Source organism: Kaistia dalseonensis (genome assembly GCF_030814715.1).
Lineage (GTDB): Bacteria > Pseudomonadota > Alphaproteobacteria > Rhizobiales > Kaistiaceae > Kaistia > Kaistia dalseonensis.
This window is the reverse complement of the sequence record NZ_JAUSVO010000003.1, coordinates 492,480-512,096: the sequence shown is the minus strand read 5'-3', so window position 1 is coordinate 512,096 and position 19,617 is coordinate 492,480. Positions and strand designations below refer to the sequence as shown.

The window sequence follows — 19,617 nt, the reverse complement described above, 5'->3', positions numbered from 1 at the left end:
CCTACAAAATGCGCGGGGCGATCGGGAGGTCGATCGGCTCAAGGGAGGAATACCATGACGTCCATCAAATCCGGCGGGCTCGTCGCCAATCGCCGGCAGATCATCAGGGGCCTGGCGGCGGCGGGCGCCGCTTCTGCGGTCGGCATGCCCTATATCGCCAGGGCGCAGGGCAAGGATACGATCCGGATCGGCTATATCGACCAGTTCACCGGCATCCGCTCGAACTTCGCCGAGACGGCCCCCTGGGTTCTCGATCAGATCGAGGCCAAGCTTGCCAACGGTATCGAGATCGGCGGGCGCAGCTATGGCGTCGAGATCCTGCGCCGTGACAGCCAATCCGATCCAAACCGCATGGGCAGCCTCGGCAACGAGCTGGTTCTGCGCGAGAACGTGGATCTGCTTCTGATCGCGGACGGCCTCGCGGCCCCGGCACTGGAGATCTGCGACCAGAACGGCACGCCCGCCATCTCGACGATCCTGCAATGGGAGCCCTTCTACGCTTCGCGCGGCTCCAGCCCCGACAAGGGCTATCCGTGGAGCTTCCTGTTCTTCTGGAGCGGCGCCGACATCATCAAGAACTATGTCGGCATGTGGGAAGCATCCGGCATCGACAAGGTGGTCGGCACCTTGTACGAGGACAATGACTTCGGGCGTGGCTTCTCGGGCGGCATGACCGAGGCCCTCAAGACAGCCAATTTCAAGGAAGTGCAGGGCGGCCTCTTCAAGGAGCAGGTCGACGACTTCTCCAATCAGGTCGCCGCCTTCCGCGATGGCGGGGCGAAGATCGTTACCGGACTGGTGTTCCCGCAGCATTTCGCGACCTTCTACGGTCAGGCGCTGCAGTCAGGCCTCGAACTCGAGGCGGCCACCATCGCCGCAGCCTTCGTGTTTCCCTCCGGGGTCGAGGTGCTGGGTGATCGGGGCGCGGGCATGTCGACCGAAGTCTGGTTCAACCGCCAGCTTCCGTTCAAGTCGAGCATCACCGGCGATACGGCCGACGCCTTCTGCAGCGCCTATGAGCAGTCCACCGGCAAGCAGTGGGCACAGCCCATGGGCTACGAGCACGCCATCTGGGAAGTCGCGCTGGCCGCGCTCAAGGCCTCCGGTGATCCGAAGAACCGCGAGGCGGTCCGTGACTCGATCGCGGGGCTGGAACTCGAAACCATCATCGGCAAGGTCGATTTCAAGAACTCGCCGATGAAGTCGGTCGCCAACACCTGGGTCACGATGGGTCAGTGGCATCGCAATCCGGCGGGCAGCAAGTTCCCCTACGAGCTCTATGTGACGAACAACGTCACGGCTCCCCAGGTCCCGATCCAGAAGGCGTTTCTTCCCCTGTCCAGCTTCCGCTGAAGTCTGGACCCGGCGTAACCGGGCGGGGGCCTCAGCCCCCGCCTCGACGGCTAAACTGGATGGACCGCCTTGGCCCCTGTACTGCAAGTTCAAAACCTATCCCGACGTTTCGGGCAGATCGTTGTCGCCCATGATCTCAGCTTTGCCGTCGCTCACGGCGAGTGCCTCGGCATCATCGGACCCAACGGCGCCGGCAAGACGTCGGTCTTCAATCTCCTGGCTGGCGTCATCCAGCCACAGGCGGGGCGAATTCTGCTGAACGGCGAAGACATCACGTCACTGTCGCAGGACAAGCGGACGAGTCGCGGCGTCGGCCGCACCTATCAGGTGCCGCAGCCCTTCGGACAGTTGACGGCCTTCGAGAACGTGCTGACCGCGGCGAGCTATGGCGGGCGGCTGCGTGGCGCCAAGGCGTCCGAGAGGGCGGCCGAAGTGCTTGCGCTCACGGGCCTGTCGCGCAAGGCGGATCTTCCGGCCGGAGGACTGCCGCTGCTCGATCGCAAGCGGCTGGAGCTGGCGCGCGCCATGGCGCTGTCGCCTTGCCTGCTGCTGCTCGACGAGATCGCGGGCGGGCTGACGGAAGCCGAGGTGCATGAGCTCATCGTGCTGATCCTCGCGATCAAGCCGAGTCTCGCCATCGTCTGGATCGAACACATCACCCACGCGCTCTCCGCCGTGGCAGACCGCATCCTCGCAATCAATGCCGGCACCAGGATCGCCGAAGGCGTCCCTGCCGCCGTCATGGCCGACGCAGCCGTCCAGGAAATCTACATGGGAGCCGTGCTGAATGTCGCTGCTGTCGGTTGAGAATCTGGACGTCTTCTACGGGGACTTCCGTGCGGTCCGGGGCGCCCATCTGGAGCTCGCGGCGGGCCAGACCATTGCCATCATCGGCGCCAACGGCGCCGGCAAGTCGACCTTGCTCAACGCCATCGTCGGCCTCAGCGGCCGCAAGAGCGGCAGCATCCGCTTCGACGGACGCGACATAGGGCGCGAGCCGACCGACCGTATCGCGCGCGCCGGCATCACGATGGTTCCGGAAGGGCGGCGGCTGTTCGGCTCGTTGACCGTGGAAGATAATCTCCTGGTCGGGCTCGCTGCCGAGCGACCGGGACCATGGACGCTCGAGGCCGTCTACGCGCTTTTCCCGCGGCTCGGCGAGCTGAGCAAGATGACGGCGGGAAGCCTTTCGGGTGGCCAGCAGCAGATGGTCTCCATCGGCCGAGCGCTGATGACCAATCCGCGCGTCCTGCTTTGTGACGAAATCTCGCTTGGCCTCGCACCCAAGATCATCGGCGACATCTATCGCTGCTTCGAGACGATCACGGCCAGCGGAGTCTCGGTGGTTCTGATCGAACAGAACGTCGTGCAGGCCTGCGCGGCCGCCGACTATGTCTACTGCATGCTCGAGGGGCACATGAGCCTCGAGGGCCGGCCCGAGGATCTGAGTCAGGCCCAGATCACCGCAGCCTATTTCGGTACGGGGGAGGCACTGCCATGATCTGGCTCGAGACAATCGCCAACGGCATTTTCCTGGGCGGCCTCTATGCGCTCATCGGCCTCGGGCTCGGCTTTGCCTTCGGCGTCATGCGTGTCGTCAATGTCGCCCAGGGCGATTTCATCGTCGCCGCAGCCTTTATCGGTCTCTACCTTGCTCCCTGGGTGCCGATCAATCCGATCCTGGTGATCGTGCCGGTGGCCGTCATCGCTTTCCTGATCGGCATCGCCCTGCAGCGGCTGCTGATCAATCGTGTTCTCGGGCACGACCAGATCCCGCAGATCCTGCTCACCTTTGGCGTCGCCATCGTGCTGCGCAATGCCATGGTGGCGGGCTTTGGCGCCAACAGCCAGTCGATCGATGTCGGCGCGATGCGCTTCCTGGGATTCAATCTGCTGGGCATCCGGCTCGGCGTACTGCCGGCCGTGATCCTCGTCATCGCGCTGCTCCTGTTCGCGGCGCTGCATCTGTGGCTGCACCGCTCGCGGCTCGGCCGCCTGATCCGTGCAACTGCCGACGACTATCAGGTCGTGCAGCTGCAGGGCGTCAGCTATCGCCGGGTGTTCGCCATCGCCATGGGCATTGCCATGGCGCTTTCGGCCGTGGCCGGCGTGCTGCTGGCCATGCGCGGCTCGTTCACGCCCTATTCGGGCGCCGACAGGCTGCTCATCGCGTTCGAAGTGGTGGTGATCGGCGGGCTCGGTTCGTTCTGGGGCATGTTCTTCGGCGGCATGCTGCTCGGTATCACCCAACTGGTGGCGCTCAAGCTCGATCCAGCCTCGGGGCTGATGTACGGGCACATCGTCTTCTTCATCATCCTCATCCTCTCGCCCAACGGCCTCGCCGGGGCCTTCCGTCGGGTGGTGCTCCGCAAATGACCCCGTTCACGACGTCTCACCCCCGGCTGGTGGCGGCACTCGCCGTGCTCACGACCGCCGCCCTGGTTCTTGCGCCCTTCTTCGTGCGTGAAGCCAATCTGCGCCTGATGATCGAGATCTTCACGGTCTTCACCTTCGCGCAGAGCTGGAATTTCCTCGCGGGCTATGTCGGCCTGATGTCCTTCGGACAGCAGCTCTTCATTGGCCTCGGCGCCTATTTCGTGTTCTTCGTCTCGAACACGCTCGGGCTGAGCCCGTTCCTGTTGCTGCCGTTCTCCTTCGTGTTCTGCGCCGGCTTCGCGGCACTCGCCGCTCCCTTCGTCTTTCGCCTGCGCGACGCCTATTTCGCGATCAGCATCTGGGTGATCGCCGAGGTGGTGCGCCTGTTCATCTCGCAGCGCGATTGGCTCGGCTCCGTCAGCGGGCTGCCGTTGGTCGCCACCCGTGGCATGGACCGTAGCTTCGTCGCCACGACCAATTTCTACTTCGCCGCCGCGCTGGTGCTCATCTCGGTATTTGGGCTCTACGCATTGTCGATGAGCCGTCTGGGCCTTGCGCTGTCGGCGGTCCGCGACAATGAAGGCACGGCTGCCGCCGTCGGGATCAATGTGTGGTGGACGCGCTTCTTCGGCTTTGTGCTGGGGTGCGGCATCGCGGGGATGGCCGGGGCGACCTATTACATGTCGGTCTTCCATGTCGAGCCGGGTGGGGCGTTCGATCCCAACTGGATGGTCGTGATGATGTTCATCGTCATCATCGGCGGCGTCGGCACGATCGAGGGGCCGATCATCGGGACGGCCATCTATTTCCTCTTGCGCGGTTGGCTCGCCGGAACCGGCAATCTCTACCTGATGCTGCTCGGTGCAGCCGCGGTGGTCGTCATGCTGGTCGCTCCCAAAGGAATATGGGGCGTCGTGCGGACGAGGTTCGGCATCGACCTATTCGGCACCAGGCGGCGCAGTCCCGTCGCCCAGAAGTTTCATCAGGGAGTTCGATAATGGCACGTCTGGCAAATAAGCGCGTTCTGGTCATCGGTGCGGCGAGCGGCATTGGGCGGGCCGTCGCCGAAGCCGCGGTTGCCGAGGGCGCGCGGGTCGTCATTGCCGATCTCGCCGAGGAGGCGGGACGGGCGACGGCGCAGGCCATCGGTCCGGCGTGCGACTTCCTGCGGTGTGACGTCGGCGATGAGGAGAGCATCGTCGCGACGGTCGCGGAAGCCGCCGCTCGTCTCGGCGGCCTTGATGGGCTAGTCAACAATGCTGGGCTCATGCGGGCAGGCCCGCTCGAGTCGATGACCGCAAACGACTGGGATCGCATGATGGCGGTCAACGGGCGTGGCGTCTTCATCGCGACGCGCGAGGCTATTCGTCATCTCAAGGCGTCGGGAGGCGGATCGGTGGTGAATACCGCCTCGCTGGCCGCCAAGCGTGGCGGCCCGGGAATTTCGGGCTATGCGGCCACCAAGGGCGCCGTAATGGCATTCACGACGGCTGCGGCGCTGGAGCTCGCGCCCCACAAGATCCGCGTCAATTCGGTCTGTCCCGGCTTCATCGATACGCCGTTCAACAATCCGGCGATCGACTTCATGGGCGGGCGCGCCGAACAGGAGAAGATCGTCAAGATCATGGTGCCGCTGGGCCGGCAGGCGATCCCCGAGGAGGTGGCGCCGCTCTATGTCTACCTGCTCTCCGACGAGTCGGGCTATGTGACCGCGCAGGCATTGTCGATCGACGGAGGTGTCTACAATTGACCGTCGACGGTGGTGAGTTCGATGTAATTGTTGTCGGCGCAGGCTCGGCCGGCGCCGTTGCGGCGAGCCGGCTCGCCGAACGCGGTGATCTGAAAGTCCTGGTTCTCGAGGCCGGCGGCATGGATCGCCATCCCGGCTTTCGCCTGCCGCTCCTCATGGGCGCGTTCATCAAGTCGGGCATATATAACTGGAACTTCGACACCGAGCCCGAGCCGCAGCTGGCGGGACGCCGCATTCCCTGGCCGCGTGGCCGGGTTGCCGGCGGCACCTCGACACTGAACGGCATGGTCTACATACGCGGCCTCCGATCGGACTTCGACGGCTGGGCGCAGATGGGGCTGACTGGCTGGTCGTGGGACGACGTCCTTCCCTATTTCCGCAAGTCCGAGGGGCACTTGCAGCGCCGTGACGGGCTGCATGGCACGGAGGGACCTCTCACCGTAACGCGGGCGCGCGGTAACAATCCTCTGACGGCCGCCTTCATTGCAGCAGGCGGCGAGGCCGGCTATCCGATCAACGACGATTTCAACGGCCCGTCCCAGGAGGGCTTCGGCCGCTACGATTTCACCATCCGCGACGGCAAGCGGTGCGGCACGGCGCGCGCCTTCCTGCGTCCCGCGATGCGCCTTCAGAATTTGACACTGCGCCTGAATGTTGTCGTCACCCGTATCGTGGTCGAGAACGGGCGGGCCGTCGGCGTCGCGTATCGCGCCGGTGGGCGTGAGCTGGTGGCGCGCGCGCGGGGGGAAATCGTCGTTTCGGCCGGAGCGATCGGCTCGCCGCAGATCCTGATGCTGTCGGGGATTGGGCCCGCCGCGCATCTTCGTGAACATGGGATCGATGTCGTCGCCGATCGTCCGGGAGTTGGACAGAGCCTGCAGGATCATTTCGACTGCAGCCTCGTTTATGCCGCGACGAAGCGGGTGTCGCTCTATCGCGATCTGAGGCTGGACCGTCTCGCCATATCGCTGCTGCGCGGCATGGCCTTCGGGACCGGCCCGGCGACCGTCTTTCCCTATGAAGGCGGCGCCTTTATCCGGACCGAGCCGGGAGAAGGCGATCCGGACGTGCAGATTCACTTCATGCACGGGCGCGAAGACACGGCATCGCCGCATCTCCTGGACAGCGGACCGGCGGAGGAGCGTCACGGCTTCACCATCCGGGTATCGCCGCTCAGGCCAGAGAGCCGGGGCGACATTCGCCTGCGCTCCGCCGACCCGCTGGCCAAGCCGCTGATCCGCGCCAATTATCTCGCGAGCGACTACGATATTCGCCTCACGCTCGCGGGATTGAGGCAGATGCGTCGCGTCGCGGAGCAGCCGGCGCTCACGCCCTATCGCGGCCGTGAACTCTCGCCCGGCGCCGATACGCGGAGTGACGCGGATTTCCGCGCCTGGCTCGGCCGCATTGGGGGCACGACCTTCCACCCCTCGGGCACCTGCGCCATGGGGATCGACGAACGTGCGGTGGTCGATGCTCGGCTGAAAGTGCACGGCGTCGCCGGGCTGCGCGTCGCGGATGCGTCGATCATGCCGCGTGTGACCAGCGGCAACACCAATGCGCCTTCGATCATGATCGGCGAGCGCGTCGCCGATTTCGTGAAGGAGGATCTGCGCTCATGACCGTCACGACCGGCGCTGTCTTTGACTACATCGTCATCGGGGCGGGATCAGCTGGTTCGGTTGTAGCCAGCCGTCTCGCGGAGGATGGCGCGACGTCTGTGCTCGTGCTCGAGGCCGGTCCCAACGAACGCGTGCTGCACAGCCGCGCACCCGGGGCCTTTGTCGGACTGTTCGGCACCGATCGGGTCTGGAACTACGTGTCCGATCCCGAGCCGGCCGCGGCCGGGCGCCGGATCCACGTTCCGCAGGGCCGGATGCCTGGCGGTGGCAGCTCGATCAACGGCATGATCTACATTCGCGGCGACGCGCGCGACTATGACGACTGGAGCGCCGGAGGCTGCAAGGGGTGGAGCTTCGCCGAGGTGCTGCCCTATTTCCGGCGCGCCGAGAACAATGACCGTCTTGCCGGGCCGTATCACGGCACGGAAGGCCCGCTATCGGTTACCGATGTCCCCCATCATCATCAGGTGAGCGCGGCCTTTCTGCGGGCGGCGCAGCAGGTCGGCCTGCCATACAATCACGATTTCAATGGCGGCGAGCAGCTCGGCGCCGGCTATTTCCAGGTCACCCAGCGCGGCGGCGAGCGCGAAAGCACCGCAGCCGCCTACCTGCGTCCCGCCTTGGCCCGCTTCCCGAAACTGGCGCTCGAAGTGGGCGCCGAGGTTCAGCGCATTACCTTCGCCGACGGCCGCGCCAATGGCGTGATATGGCATCGCGGCGGCTCACCGATCACGGCGACGGCGCGGCGAGGCGTCGTCCTGTCCGCCGGGACGATGGGCAGCCCGCGCATGCTCATGCTGTCGGGAATCGGCCCGGCTGACCAGTTGCGCGAATGGGGCATCGACGTCCTGCGCGACCTGCCGGGCGTCGGGGCCAACTATCAGGATCACCTGCAGATCCCCAATTACTATGCGACGAGGGGGCCGATCAGCCTGCTCGGACAGGATCGCGGCCTGCGCGCCGTACGGCATTTCCTGCAGTGGTTCTTTTTCCGGCAGGGCCTTCTGACCTCGAATGTCGGCGAGGCCGCTGCTTTCGCCGATACCGATGGCGACGGCCGCGCCGATATCCAGATTCATGCCTTTCCGATCATGGTGCCCGATCATGTGCGGCCGCCGCCGGAGGGACATGGGATCACCATCAGCCCCTGCGACCTGCGCCCTCGTTCACGGGGGCGCGTGTTGCTGCGGGGGCGCGATCCAAGCCTGCCGGTTCGCATCATCGCGAATGCGCTCGCGGACGAGCGCGATGTCGCCAGCCTGGTGCGCGGCCTTCGCCTGACCCGCCTGATTGGCCGCGCGGCGGCGCTCGCTCCCTTGATCGAGCGCGAGTTGATCCTTCCCGAGCAGGATCCCGGCGACGAGGTCCTGGCCGACTATGTGCGCTCCTACTGCAAGACCGTCTACCATCCGGTCGGCACGTGCAGCATGGGCTTCGGGCCGGCGGCCGTGGTCGATGATCATCTGGCCGTTCACGGCGTCGCAGGGCTGCATGTGGTGGATGCGTCCATCATGCCGTCCATGCCGAGCGGCAACACCAATGCTCCGACGATCATGATCGCCGAGAAGGCGGCAGACCTGTTGCGTGGCCGTCCCGCGCTCGCACCCGCCGAGATTCGGCCATTGGAGGGCCACCCAGCATGAACCCCTTGATCCACTCCCGGGCCAGCCTGTCGAGCGGCGCAGCAAGGATGGCAGCCGATGCCGCGCTTGCTCATGCAGATGGGCTGGGAATCGCCATTGCGGTCGCCGTGGTCGATGATACGGGAGCGCCCTTGGTGCTGATCCGCGTCAGCCGCGCGCAGCCATCGGTCGCCGAACTGGCGCTCGACAAGGCTTATACGGCTGCCGTCACGGGTGCCCCGTCCGAAGGGTTCGGCCGGCACATGCTCTCGCAGCCCAATCTGGCGCTGGGACTCGCCAATCGGCCGCGCCTGCTGCCCTGGGGTGGCGGCATCCCCATCGTCATCGATGGGCAACTGGTCGGCGCGATCGGCGTTTCCGGCTCGATTGAGGCCGATGACATCGCCTGCGCGGAGGCCGGGATCGCCGGCCTCGCCTGAGCGTCCGAAATCCTGAAGTCGAGACCCAGATGACCGAGCACCTTGAACTGCTGCGCCGCGACGCCTTCATCGACGGTGCGTGGATAGGCGCGCCGAAGCGGTTCGCGGTAACCAATCCGGCTGATGGCGCGATCATTGCCGAAGTGGCCGATCTCGAGGTCGAGCAGGTCCGCGAGGCCATCGCGGCGGCGCAGCGCGCGCTGCCCGCCTGGCGCGCAAGGTCCGGCAAGCAGCGATCCCGGATCCTGCGTGTCTGGTACGAACTGATCATGGACAATCAGGAAGCGCTGGCCCGGCTGCTCTCGGCGGAGCAGGGCAAGCCCCTGGCCGAAAGCCGCGGCGAAATCGCCTATGGCGCCTCTTTCATCGAGTGGTTCGCCGAGGAAGCGAAGCGCGTCTATGGCGACGTGATTCCCGCGACGACGCCGGACAAGCGGATCGTCGTGATCAGACAGCCGGTGGGTGTCGTCGCGGCCATCACGCCGTGGAACTTCCCCCATGCGATGATCACTCGCAAGGCCGGGCCGGCTTTGGCGGTCGGCTGCACCATGGTGCTCAAGCCGGCTTCCGCGACCCCGCTCAGCGCGTTGGCTCTGGCTGCGCTGGCCGAACGGGCCGGCGTGCCCGCAGGCGTCTTCAACGTCGTCACTTCGAGCCGCACTGCGGCTGTGGGGACCGAGCTTTCGACCAGCCCGGCGGTCGCCAAACTCACCTTCACGGGTTCGACCCCCGTCGGCAAGATCCTGCTCAAGCAGGCGGCCGACACGGTGAAGCGAACATCAATGGAACTCGGGGGCAATGCGCCGTTCATCGTCTTCGACGACGCCGATCTGGATCGGGCCGTCGAAGGGGCGATCGCGTCGAAGTTCCGCAATACAGGCCAGACCTGCGTCTGTTCCAATCGCATTCTGGTGCAGGCGGGCGTTTACGACGCCTTTGCCGACAGGCTGGCAGCGGCGGTTCGACAGCTAAGGGTCGGGTCTGCGCTCGGCGGCGACAGCGATCAGGGGCCGCTCATCGACGGCAAGGCGGCGAGCAAGGTCGAAGAGCACATCGCCGATGCGATCGGCAAGGGTGCGCGCATCGTGACGGGCGGAAAGCGCCATGCGCTGGGTGGCACGTTCTTCGAGCCGACGGTCCTCGCCGATGCGACGCCGGCGATGATGCTGGCCCAGGAAGAGACCTTCGGGCCGGTCGCGCCGCTTTTCCGCTTCGAAACTGAAGATGAAGCCGTGGCGCTGGCAAACAATACGGAAGTCGGCCTCGCCGGGTATTTCTATACCGAGAATGTCAGCCGAGCCTGGCGTGTGGCCGAAGCGCTCGAGGTCGGCATGGTTGGCATCAATGAAGGGCTGATCTCGACCGAAGTCGCCCCCTTCGGCGGCGTCAAGGAATCCGGTCAGGGCCGCGAGGGCTCCAAATACGGCCTCGATGACTATCTGGAGCTCAAATACATCTGCTTTGGGGCCGGCCGGGACACGCGCTGAAACGGCCTGCCGCACCACGCCGGCGTTGATCTCCGCTTGCGTGGCCCCTCTTCGATGCATTTGGGCTCGCCTCCAGAAACGGCCGGACCAACTCGCCCCGGGAGGCGCCGTTTCCGGCCCGCCCTTACCGACGTCGATGACTGCGTCCGGGAATGCCTCGCCTTTCTGGCGGATGCATCGCTGTCTCGCGGACAGAGGATGAGGCGGGGAGGGGACAGCCTCATCTGGTCCCGCCGCAATGGCGATTATCATCACCGTCTTTGCCAGCGGGCCCGCACATCGCGCCTTGGCAAGACGGCGAAGTCGCAAGGCAGATCCACCGTCAGCGGTACAGGCGGGATCGCAACGCCGACCGGTGCACTGTTCGGCGCGGTCGTTCGGCCCGATCATCCCAAGGTATGATCGTTCGACCGTAAGGTCTGACTGCGTGGCCGCCCGCCCGATCCTATTCTGTCGCCAGTACAACTCGGTACAGGCAGAGAAGGGGAAATTCATGTCTTCAAGGAATGTCGCAGATCTTATCGTAGAAACCCTGGAGCAGGCCGGTGTCGAGCGCATCTATGGCGTTGTCGGCGACAGCCTCAACGGCCTCACGGAAGCGCTGCGCGAGACGGCCACGTTGCGCTGGGTCCATGTCCGGCACGAAGAGGCCGCCGCCTTCGCCGCGGCGGGAGAGGCCCAGATTACCGGCAAGCTCGCCGTCTGCGCCGGCTCCTGCGGGCCGGGCAATCTCCACCTCATCAACGGTCTGTTCGATGCCCAGCGGAGCCGGACGCCGGTGCTCGCGATCGCGGCGCAGATACCATCCGCAGAGATCGGCAGCGGCTATTTCCAGGAGACGCACCCGCAGAACCTGTTCCAGGAATGCAGCGTCTATTGCGAGCTGGTCTCCGATCCGAAGCAGATGCCGTTCGTATTGGAGAACGCCATCAGAGCGGCCGTCGGCAAGCGCGGCGTCGCAGTCGTTGTCATTCCGGGTGACGTCTCGCTGAAGCCTGCTCCTGACCGCGCACCTTCGGCGCCGCAGGGCCTGCTTCCGCCGGCCCCGGTCGTGACCCCCGCCGCAAGTGAACTCGATGCGCTCGCCACGCTGCTCAACGACGCCGAGCGCGTGACGCTGTTTTGCGGCCGGGGATGCGCCGGAGCTCATGCCGAACTCATGCAGCTCGCCGAAGCACTGAAGAGCCCGATCGTGCATGCGCTCGGTGGGAAGGAATATGTCGAATACGACAATCCCTATGATGTCGGGATGACCGGGTTCATCGGCTTTTCCTCCGGCTATGAGGCGATGCACGCTTGCGATGTCCTGCTGATGCTCGGCACCGACTTCCCCTACAAGCAGTTCCTGCCGACCGAGACCAAGATCGCGCAAGTCGACATCCGGCCCGAGAATCTCGGGCGGCGCTGCAAGCTCGATCTCGGCCTGGTGGGCGATGTCGCGTCGACGATCAATGGCCTGCTGCCGCGCCTCGACGTCAAATCGGATCGGCTTCATCTCGACGACAGCCTCACGCGCTATCGCCACGCCCGGAAGGGCCTCGACAGCCTTGCGGAAGGAACGCCTGGGAGGAAGCCGATCCATCCGCAATATCTCGCCCGGATGATCAGCGAGCGCGCAGCGGATGACGCTGCTTTCACCTTCGATGTCGGCACGCCCACGATCTGGGCGGCGCGCTATCTGAAGATGAACGGCCGGCGCCGCCTGGTCGGGTCGCTGGCGCATGGTTCGATGGCCAATGCCCTGCCGCAGGCGATCGGCATTCAGGCGGCCCAGCCCAGCCGCCAAGTCATTTCGATGTCCGGCGACGGCGGCTTCTCCATGCTCATGGGCGATCTGATCACGCTCACGCAGGAAAAGCTCCCCGTGAAGATCGTCATCTTCAACAATGGCGTTCTCGGCTTCGTGGCGCTGGAGATGAAGGCGGCCGGCTTCGTCGAGCTCGGCACGGATCTCCAGAATCCCGATTTTGCGGCGATGGCCAATGCCATGGGCATCCTCGGCGTCCGCGTCGAGGACCCCGGTGATCTGCCGCATGCCCTGGACCGCGTCCTGGCCCATGATGGCCCGGCCGTTCTCGACGTCCTCACCGCAACGCAGGAACTCTCGATGCCGCCGACCATCGGCGTCGAGCAGGCACGCGGCTTTGGCCTCTGGATGCTGCGCGCCGTGCTGAGCGGACATGGGAGCGAGATCATCGACCTCGCCGAGGCCAATCTGTTGCCTCGCTGAAGCCGAACGGTCCGATCGCGGGGTCGGGACGATGACCTTCGTCCCGACCTCGCACTCTGGCTTGCAGACACAATTTCCTAGGAACGCGGGACGCTCTCATGGATCTCACGCCGCTGTTGCTGTCGCGAATACAGTTCGCCTTCACCATCTCCTTCCACATCATCTTTCCGGCCTTCACCATCGGCCTCGCCGCCTGGCTGACCTTCCTTGAAGCCTGCGGCATGATCACGGGAGAGCGCATCTATCGGCGGCTCTCGGACTTCTGGCTGAAGATCTTCGCGGTCGCCTTCGGGCTGGGCGTCGTTTCGGGCATCGTCATGGCCTTCCAGTTCGGCACCAACTGGAGCGAGCTCGCGCGGCGGACGGGTGCTATCCAGGGTCCGCTTCTCGGCTATGAGAGCTTCACCGCCTTCGCGCTCGAGGCGGCCTTCTTCGGCGTGCTCATGTTCGGCCGCGACCGCGTTCCGCCCATCGCGTATCTGCTCGCTTGCCTGATGGTCTCGCTCGGGACGAGCCTTTCGGCCTTCTGGATCATGGTCAACAACAGCTGGATGCAATATCCGACCGGCTACAGTCTCGGCGCGAACGGCATCTTCGTGCCGACGGACTGGTCCGCGATCATCTTCAGTCCTGCGGTGTGGACGCGCTTCCCGCATATGGTGCTTGCGGCCTATGTCACATCCGCATTCTGCGTGGCCGCGACGGGCGCCTGGTACATGCTGCGCGGCAAGGCCGTGCAGGAAGGCCGCGCGATGGCCGTCATGGGACTCCGGCTGGCAGCCATACTGGTACCCGTCCAGCTCGGCTTCGGGCATCTCGTGGGCGATTTCGTGCATGATAAGCAGCCGGCGAAGTTCGCCGCCATCGAAGGCCGCTGGAACAACGAGCAGCCGGCGAGCGAGATCCTCATTGCCTGGCCCGATCCGAAGAATGAACGCAATCTCTTCGAGATCGCGGTGCCCTATCTCGGCAGCATCATCGGTTCCATGAACCTGACGTCGATGGAGCAGGGGATCAAGAGCTTCCCTCCCGCGGATCGCCCGCCCGTCGCAATCCCCTTCTTCTCGTTCCGCATCATGGTGGGCTGCGGATTGCTGATGCTCGCCCTTTCCTGGTTCGGTACATGGCTCAGCTTCAGCGAGCGCATCCTGAAGGCCAAGGTCTTCCTGATCGCGACCTCGCTTTCCTTTCCGCTCGGCTTCATCGCGACGCTGACGGGCTGGTTCACGGCCGAAGTAGGCCGGCAGCCCTGGGTCATCTATGGCCAGTTGCGGACCGCGGACGCCGTGACGCCGTCGCTGACGTCGACCGAGGTCGCGATAACGCTCACGCTGCTCGCGGTGATCTATGCGGTCATATTCGGCTTCGGCGTTCTCTATATCTACAGGCTGCTCCGCGCCGGTCCGATCCCCAACGCTGATATTTCCCTTGGTGGCACCAATCCCAAGCGTCCTCTGTCCCTGCCCGGCGCCAGCCCGGGTGTGACGGGCGCTGCAGGCATAGGAGAATGATCATGGTCGAGTTTTGGGCCTTCGTGCTCGGGCTATCAATCCTGCTCTACATCCTGCTCGACGGCTTCGATCTGGGCGTCGGCATGCTCTCACCCTTCGCCGCAAATGAGGACCAGCGGCGCAGGATGCTCGCATCGATCTCCCCGGTCTGGGATGGCAACGAGACCTGGCTCGTGGTTTCCGCCGCCACCCTGTTCGGCGCCTTTCCGGCGGTCTTCTCCATCGTCCTCGCGGCCTTCTATCTGCCGCTCTTCATCATGCTGGCGGGCCTCATCCTGCGCGGAGTTGCATTCGAGTTCCGCTACAAGGCCACCCGCAGCCGGCCCCTCTGGGACGCCGGATTCGTGGTGGGATCCTATGCGGCAGCCTTCGTGCAAGGAGCGGCCGTCGGCGCCATCGTGCAGGGCCTGCCGATCGAGAACGGCGTCTTCACCGGCAATGCGCTGAGCTGGATCAGCCCCTTCGCACTCTTCTGCGGTGTCGGGCTTTGCCTCGGCTATGCTCTGCTCGGCGCGTGCTGGATCGCGCAAAAATCAGAGGGCTCGCTGCGGGCATTCGGCTTTCGCGCCCTGCCGGGGCTGATGGCCGCGCTGCTGGCCTTTCTCATAGCCGTCTTCGTCTGGTCGCTGGCGATTCGCCTGCCGGTGCTGCATCGCTGGATTGAACGCCCCATCCTTCTGCTCTGCCCCTTGCTCGGCTTCATCGCATTTGCCGGCCTCGTGCAGGCGGTCCGCCGCGGAAGCGATCGTTTCCTGTATCTCGGCGGCGCGACGATCTTCATCGCCGCCTTCGCTGCGCTGGCCGGGTCTTTCCTCCCCTATATGCTGCCGTTCTCGCTAACGATCTGGGAGGCCGCATCGCCGGCTTCCTCGCTCGAGTTCCTCTTCTGGGGCGCGGGTCTCTTCGTTCTTCCGCTTACGCTGGCCTATACGCTGATCGTCTACTTCGTATTCCGCGGGAAGATCGTCGAGGAGCGTCGTTACTGAGCGCCGTGCCAGAGGCTCCACAAACGAAGACAGGCAGACCAAGGGTCTGCCTGTCAATGTTGCAGGAGGATCAATGTCACCTTCGATCGAGGCCAGGTTCCGGCAGAGCCATTGCCCGGCAGGACAAGCCCGGCCTGAAACGTCGCAGGCGCTGGACCAGTTCGCCGGCGCGGCGCGCGGATGCGATCGAGTCGTCGATCGCGGCCCGCGCTTCTGCGAGGTCCGGAACGGGTTTGTCGAGCCAGTTGCGGCAGGCTGCGCTCCCGAGAATGGTCGCTGTCAGCTGTTGAATGGCCTCATCGGCGATCGACACCGTCTCTGCGAGGCGCGCGAACAGGGCGACACGTTCGGGATCGCGCATGGGGATTTCTCGATCTTCCGTTCGTGCTCTTCCGAGGAAGAGCCCCGGCCCATGCGTGTACAGGCCGATGATCAGCAAGGCCGTGATGGCGAGGGCGCCAAGATTGATGACGAGCCTCGCGACGTTCTCTCCCGAAGGTGTCCCGCCTTGGCCGATCACGAAGCCGAGCGCCGACAGCAACATGCATCCTGCTGTTATCCAGGCGATCTGGCGCTTGGATCCGCAAGGGATCATGGCGATCAGCAGGACGATATAGAGAACGTTCAGGCCATAGGCCGGCGCGACAAGCGCATCGATGCTGAAAATCAGGAGGCCGGCGACCACGGCGACAGGTGTGGATACGCCTTTCTCCAGATGTCGGAGGGGCCGGAAGCGCCGTCGGGTGAGCACTTCATTGTCGTTTCCGGACGTGGGGGGCCGGTCCATCTTCATGCTCCACTGCAGGACGTTCAGCGTGGCAATGTCCTGCCAAGCCGGGGGCCCCGTTATGGGCCCGTAAAAAACATAGCGACGTGCAATGGGAAGGGATTGAACGCATTGCGACGGTTTTGAAGAAATGCGAACAGATCGGGTCTGCGGCGCGGACGCTCCTGATCGGACAATCACGGGACGAGGGTCATGGATAAGGGTTCTTATGGCGAGCGCCTCGACCAGCATTGGCACAGCAAGACGATTGTCACGGCGCTCTCGGTTGGTGGATCGCTGGCGCCCGATGTCACCATTGCCCGCATCACCGGCGGCGCCGATTTCGGCTTCGTCGATCCCGTGCCCGCTCAGGAAGGCTATGCGCTCTCGCTCGAATTGATCGACTACGCGAAGGGCGAGCTCTGGCTCGACGGCCGAAGCACGTCGCAGACAGGACTGCTGCGGAACAACTGCGCCTTCTTCGATCTTCGCAACAGCGTCGAGGCGAAGCTCGAAGATCCGTTCGACACGCTGCATTTCCATATACCGAGGCGCTACTTCGACAATCTCGCGCTCGCCGGCGGTCGGCCGCCAATGGGCGACCTTCGCGTTGTGACGGGGCAGGGCTTCCACGACCCCGTGATCACCCATCTGGGACTCGCCATGACGGCGGCGCTCGAGCATTCGGCCGAGCTCAGTCAGCTCTTCCTGGATCAGGCAATGGTCGCGCTGTGCACGCATATCGCGGCTGCCTATGGCACGGAGCTCGAACCTCGCGCCGTCGCAAGAGGGCTCGCGGCCTGGCAATTGAAACGGGCCCAGGAGATGATCGCGAGCAGGCTCGACGGAAACCTCACAATCATGGAGATCGCGGCAGCCTGCGGCCTGACGCCCAGCTATTTCGCACGCCAGTTCGCCCGCGTGACCGGAATGACCCCGCATCGCTGGCTCCTCAAGATGCGCGTCGACAGGGGGCGGCAACTTCTCGTGGAGTCGCGGATGACTATCGCCGAGATCGCGGTGGCCTGCGGATTCGCGGACCAGAGCCATTTCACGAGAGTCTTCTCACGCGAGATGGGGGTGTCGCCGAAGGCGTGGCAGGATGCACAGCGACGCTGATGTCCGGCACCGATGCGACGGGGTGCCACCCGCGTCCCCGCCACGGCCCGATCTGCAAGACGATGGCGGTGGTCGAGAAGCCATCCAGACCGACCCGGACCGGCCGCTCCGCTTCCACCGGCGAGCTGCGGCGACCGTGCATCCGATGAGGCCTGTCGTCGGCGTGTCGGCGCGGGCGATGGGTCGGCCTTTGGTGTGACGTGCTGATCGCCTGATTGGCATCAGGCGGGGCAAACCAAGGTGCTATCGCCTGTTCCCATCGTATGATTTCGCTTGCGGGCCAAACGCCTAGTCTCACGCCATTTCCACGTGCATAGGAGATGGCGCATCAATGAGCGTGACGTCCCGCCTCGGTCTGCCGATGGGCTCGCAGGCCCATCGCCCGCTGAAAGTGATCCTGTATCTGCGGGGTTCGCTCGGCCAGCGCCTATTCTTCGCATTTCGCCTCGCGATATCAGTGTGCCTGGCACTTGCGATCACCTATTATCTCGAACTCCAGAACTCGTTCTGGGCCGCGACGACTGCGGCCATCGTCTGTCAGGCCAATTTCGGCGCCTCGCTGCAGAAAGGGCGCTACCGGATCCTCGGCACGCTGACGGGCGCTCTGGTCATGGTGGCGCTGCTCGGTCTTTTCGCCCAGGAACGCGACATGCTCATTCTCAGCATGGCGCTCTTTTGTGGGCTTTGCGGTTTCGCCGCGGTCGCCCTGCAGGGCTTTGCGGCCTATGCGGCGGCGCTGGCTGGCATCACGGCAACGATCATCTTCGCCGATACGCTCACCGATCCGACCAACGCCTTTTTCCTGTCCCTCATTCGCGTCAGCGAAATCGGCATTGGCATCGGGGCGGCGACGCTCGTGATGCTCGTCACCGATCTCGACCAGGCCGGCCGCCAGCTCGCTGGCCTTTTGGAGCGCAGCGCCGGCGAGGTCGCATCCGGCTTCGTCGCTTCGATGGCCAGCGCAACCGAAACCGACGACATGCGCGCGGCAAGGCGCGAGGCTACGCACGCGCTCGCGCCGCTGAATGCGGCCATCGAAGCGACGATAGCGGGCTCGCCGCATCGTCACGCGAGGCGCGGCAATCTCAACGCCGTTCGCGACGCCCTGCTTGCCGCTCTGGTAGGCTGGCGCAATGTGGGGCACCACCCCGGCCGCCCTGGCGCAGACGGAGCCGCGACACGGGCGCATCTCGCGGAACTGGTGAGGTCTCTCGCCGCCGCGACGATCGGGCGTGATCCCGCCACACTCAAAGCGGCGAGCGTCAGGACACTGCGCGACCTCGACGCCATGCCGGGCGCCGGATCGCTCGACGGCCTGTTGAAGAGCGCGACCCGCGATGTCGTCTGCTATCTGGCCACGACGGCGGATGCGCTCCTGGTACTCCGTGGCTGCGCGGCCGAGGTGCGGCCAATCCGAAGGCGTCGCCTCGTCATTGACGATCCGCTCCTCACATTTCTCGCGGGCTTCCGCGCCTTCGCTGCCGTCCTTGCGATCTCGATCTTCGCCATCGTGACGGGCTGGTCGAGCGGCTCCTTCGCCATCGTCTTCACCGCCGTGGTGACGCTCGTCTTCGTTGCACGCGATGATGCGGCGCCGGCGTTTGCCAGGGACAATGCAATCGGCACGACCTTGATGGCCGTCGCGGGGGGATTGATCTATTTCGGGCTTCTGCCAGCCTTCACGACTTTCCCCGCGCTGCTGTGCCTCCTGTTCCTGCTGTTCGCGATGCTCGGTTTCTTGCAGGCCGGCACCTGGCACCCGATCGTCTTCCTCGCCATGACGATCAGCGCGCTGCCGATGCTCGGCCTTGGCAACCCGACCACCTATGACGCGGCCGCCTATTTCAATCTCTGCCTGGCCATCATCGTTGGTAATCTCGCGGGGGTGCTCTTCTTCGTGGTTCTGCCGGTGCCCAGCCCGCAGCTTCGGATGAGGCGCCTCATCACGCACTCGCTGCACGAACTCCGCGCGTGCATGCGCCGCGAGACGCCGGATCGTATCGAGATCTGGACGCAGCGACTTGAAAGACGGCTCGAGACCGCTCCCGCCGGGGCCACCCTCGCCGATGTCAGCGCACTTCTTTCGTTGCTGGCCGTGGGCCAGGCCGTGATTTCACTGAAATCGGCACAGCTCGATGCCGTTGAGCGGCACTTTCTCCGCCAGGGGCTCGATGCTCTTGCAGATGCGCGTCTGGACGCTGCCCGCACTCATCTGGGGGCGATGGCGGGCGCCGCCGCGGCGTCTGCAATGGGCGACCGGATCGGGGCCGCGATCGCCGTGATCATCGACGCCATTGACGGTCATCCGCACCTGCTGACCTCGGGCGGCGCAGCAACCGCTTGAAGGCTAGGAGC

16 protein-coding genes are annotated in these 19,617 nt (G+C 65.0%); 15 read left to right on the top strand and 1 reads right to left on the bottom strand.

Annotated features, from left to right (window positions below; all coding sequences use genetic code 11):
• Positions 1-54: 54 nt before the first annotated feature.
• The 13 genes from QO014_RS12905 (at position 55) to cydB (ending at position 15,377) form a co-directional block, all read left to right on the top strand.
• Positions 55-1,353, top strand: a complete 1,299-nt coding sequence (locus QO014_RS12905; RefSeq protein ID WP_266349108.1) for an ABC transporter substrate-binding protein — start codon at positions 55-57, stop codon at positions 1,351-1,353.
• 69 nt (positions 1,354-1,422) lie between these two features.
• On the top strand, positions 1,423-2,160 hold the full coding sequence (locus QO014_RS12900; protein ID WP_266349107.1) for an ABC transporter ATP-binding protein: 738 nt from the start codon (positions 1,423-1,425) through the stop codon (positions 2,158-2,160).
• Entirely contained in the window at positions 2,141-2,854 is a 714-nt protein-coding gene (locus tag QO014_RS12895; protein WP_266349106.1) for an ABC transporter ATP-binding protein, read from the top strand. Before QO014_RS12900 ends, QO014_RS12895 begins: the two co-directional genes overlap by 20 nt.
• Entirely contained in the window at positions 2,851-3,729 is an 879-nt protein-coding gene (locus QO014_RS12890) for a branched-chain amino acid ABC transporter permease (protein WP_266349105.1), read from the top strand. Before QO014_RS12895 ends, QO014_RS12890 begins: the two co-directional genes overlap by 4 nt.
• Positions 3,726-4,727 carry a branched-chain amino acid ABC transporter permease gene (locus tag QO014_RS12885; protein ID WP_266349104.1) on the top strand — a complete coding sequence of 334 codons (1,002 nt, stop codon included), beginning with the start codon at positions 3,726-3,728 and terminating at the stop codon, positions 4,725-4,727. The genes QO014_RS12890 and QO014_RS12885 overlap by 4 nt, the downstream gene beginning before the upstream one ends.
• Positions 4,727-5,479, top strand: coding sequence for an SDR family NAD(P)-dependent oxidoreductase (locus QO014_RS12880; protein ID WP_266349103.1), 753 nt, complete (start codon positions 4,727-4,729; stop codon positions 5,477-5,479). The genes QO014_RS12885 and QO014_RS12880 overlap by 1 nt, the downstream gene beginning before the upstream one ends.
• Positions 5,476-7,101 (top strand): GMC family oxidoreductase, encoded by a 1,626-nt coding sequence (locus QO014_RS12875; protein ID WP_266349102.1) that lies wholly within the window; start codon positions 5,476-5,478, stop codon positions 7,099-7,101. Before QO014_RS12880 ends, QO014_RS12875 begins: the two co-directional genes overlap by 4 nt.
• Entirely contained in the window at positions 7,098-8,744 is a 1,647-nt protein-coding gene (locus tag QO014_RS12870; RefSeq protein ID WP_266349101.1) for a GMC family oxidoreductase, read from the top strand. The genes QO014_RS12875 and QO014_RS12870 overlap by 4 nt, the downstream gene beginning before the upstream one ends.
• Positions 8,745-8,791: 47 nt before the next feature.
• Positions 8,792-9,163, top strand: coding sequence for a GlcG/HbpS family heme-binding protein (locus QO014_RS12865; protein WP_370877130.1), 372 nt, complete (start codon positions 8,792-8,794; stop codon positions 9,161-9,163).
• Between the two features lie 29 nt (positions 9,164-9,192).
• Positions 9,193-10,650 (top strand): NAD-dependent succinate-semialdehyde dehydrogenase, encoded by a 1,458-nt coding sequence (locus QO014_RS12860; RefSeq protein WP_266349099.1) that lies wholly within the window; start codon positions 9,193-9,195, stop codon positions 10,648-10,650.
• 493 nt (positions 10,651-11,143) lie between these two features.
• Positions 11,144-12,880: a ubiquinone-dependent pyruvate dehydrogenase gene (poxB, locus tag QO014_RS12855; RefSeq protein ID WP_266349098.1), complete on the top strand. Its 1,737-nt coding sequence runs from the start codon at positions 11,144-11,146 to the stop codon at positions 12,878-12,880.
• A gap of 98 nt (positions 12,881-12,978) precedes the next feature.
• Entirely contained in the window at positions 12,979-14,391 is a 1,413-nt protein-coding gene (locus tag QO014_RS12850) for a cytochrome ubiquinol oxidase subunit I (protein ID WP_266349097.1), read from the top strand.
• Between the two features lie 2 nt (positions 14,392-14,393).
• The gene (cydB, locus tag QO014_RS12845) at positions 14,394-15,377 is read left to right on the top strand and encodes a cytochrome d ubiquinol oxidase subunit II (protein WP_266349096.1); all 984 of its coding nucleotides are present in this window, start codon (positions 14,394-14,396) and stop codon (positions 15,375-15,377) included.
• Between the two features lie 76 nt (positions 15,378-15,453).
• On the opposite strand, the gene QO014_RS12840 is transcribed toward cydB, so the two are convergent.
• A complete protein-coding gene (locus tag QO014_RS12840; protein ID WP_266349095.1) occupies positions 15,454-16,170 on the bottom strand; it encodes a sensor histidine kinase in 717 nt (238 codons plus the stop codon).
• A gap of 186 nt (positions 16,171-16,356) precedes the next feature.
• Between QO014_RS12840 and QO014_RS12835 the strand changes: the two genes are divergently transcribed.
• Both QO014_RS12835 and QO014_RS12830 read left to right on the top strand, forming a co-directional pair.
• Positions 16,357-17,262: a helix-turn-helix domain-containing protein gene (locus QO014_RS12835; RefSeq protein ID WP_266349094.1), complete on the top strand. Its 906-nt coding sequence runs from the start codon at positions 16,357-16,359 to the stop codon at positions 17,260-17,262.
• Between the two features lie 331 nt (positions 17,263-17,593).
• Positions 17,594-19,606, top strand: coding sequence for an FUSC family protein (locus QO014_RS12830; RefSeq protein WP_266349093.1), 2,013 nt, complete (start codon positions 17,594-17,596; stop codon positions 19,604-19,606).
• Positions 19,607-19,617 lie beyond the last annotated feature (11 nt).

Coding starts and splice junctions, on each gene's coding strand:
- QO014_RS12905 (WP_266349108.1), top strand. CDS start 55: ATGACGTCCATCAAATCCGGCGGGCTCGTCGCCAATCGCCGGCAGATC.
- QO014_RS12895 (WP_266349106.1), top strand. CDS start 2,141: ATGTCGCTGCTGTCGGTTGAGAATCTGGACGTCTTCTACGGGGACTTC.
- QO014_RS12890 (WP_266349105.1), top strand. CDS start 2,851: ATGATCTGGCTCGAGACAATCGCCAACGGCATTTTCCTGGGCGGCCTC.
- QO014_RS12885 (WP_266349104.1), top strand. CDS start 3,726: ATGACCCCGTTCACGACGTCTCACCCCCGGCTGGTGGCGGCACTCGCC.
- QO014_RS12880 (WP_266349103.1), top strand. CDS start 4,727: ATGGCACGTCTGGCAAATAAGCGCGTTCTGGTCATCGGTGCGGCGAGC.
- QO014_RS12870 (WP_266349101.1), top strand. CDS start 7,098: ATGACCGTCACGACCGGCGCTGTCTTTGACTACATCGTCATCGGGGCG.
- QO014_RS12865 (WP_370877130.1), top strand. CDS start 8,792: ATGGCAGCCGATGCCGCGCTTGCTCATGCAGATGGGCTGGGAATCGCC.
- QO014_RS12860 (WP_266349099.1), top strand. CDS start 9,193: ATGACCGAGCACCTTGAACTGCTGCGCCGCGACGCCTTCATCGACGGT.
- poxB (WP_266349098.1), top strand. CDS start 11,144: ATGTCTTCAAGGAATGTCGCAGATCTTATCGTAGAAACCCTGGAGCAG.
- QO014_RS12850 (WP_266349097.1), top strand. CDS start 12,979: ATGGATCTCACGCCGCTGTTGCTGTCGCGAATACAGTTCGCCTTCACC.
- cydB (WP_266349096.1), top strand. CDS start 14,394: ATGGTCGAGTTTTGGGCCTTCGTGCTCGGGCTATCAATCCTGCTCTAC.
- QO014_RS12840 (WP_266349095.1), bottom strand. CDS start 16,170: ATGAAGATGGACCGGCCCCCCACGTCCGGAAACGACAATGAAGTGCTC.
- QO014_RS12835 (WP_266349094.1), top strand. CDS start 16,357: ATGGATAAGGGTTCTTATGGCGAGCGCCTCGACCAGCATTGGCACAGC.
- QO014_RS12830 (WP_266349093.1), top strand. CDS start 17,594: ATGAGCGTGACGTCCCGCCTCGGTCTGCCGATGGGCTCGCAGGCCCAT.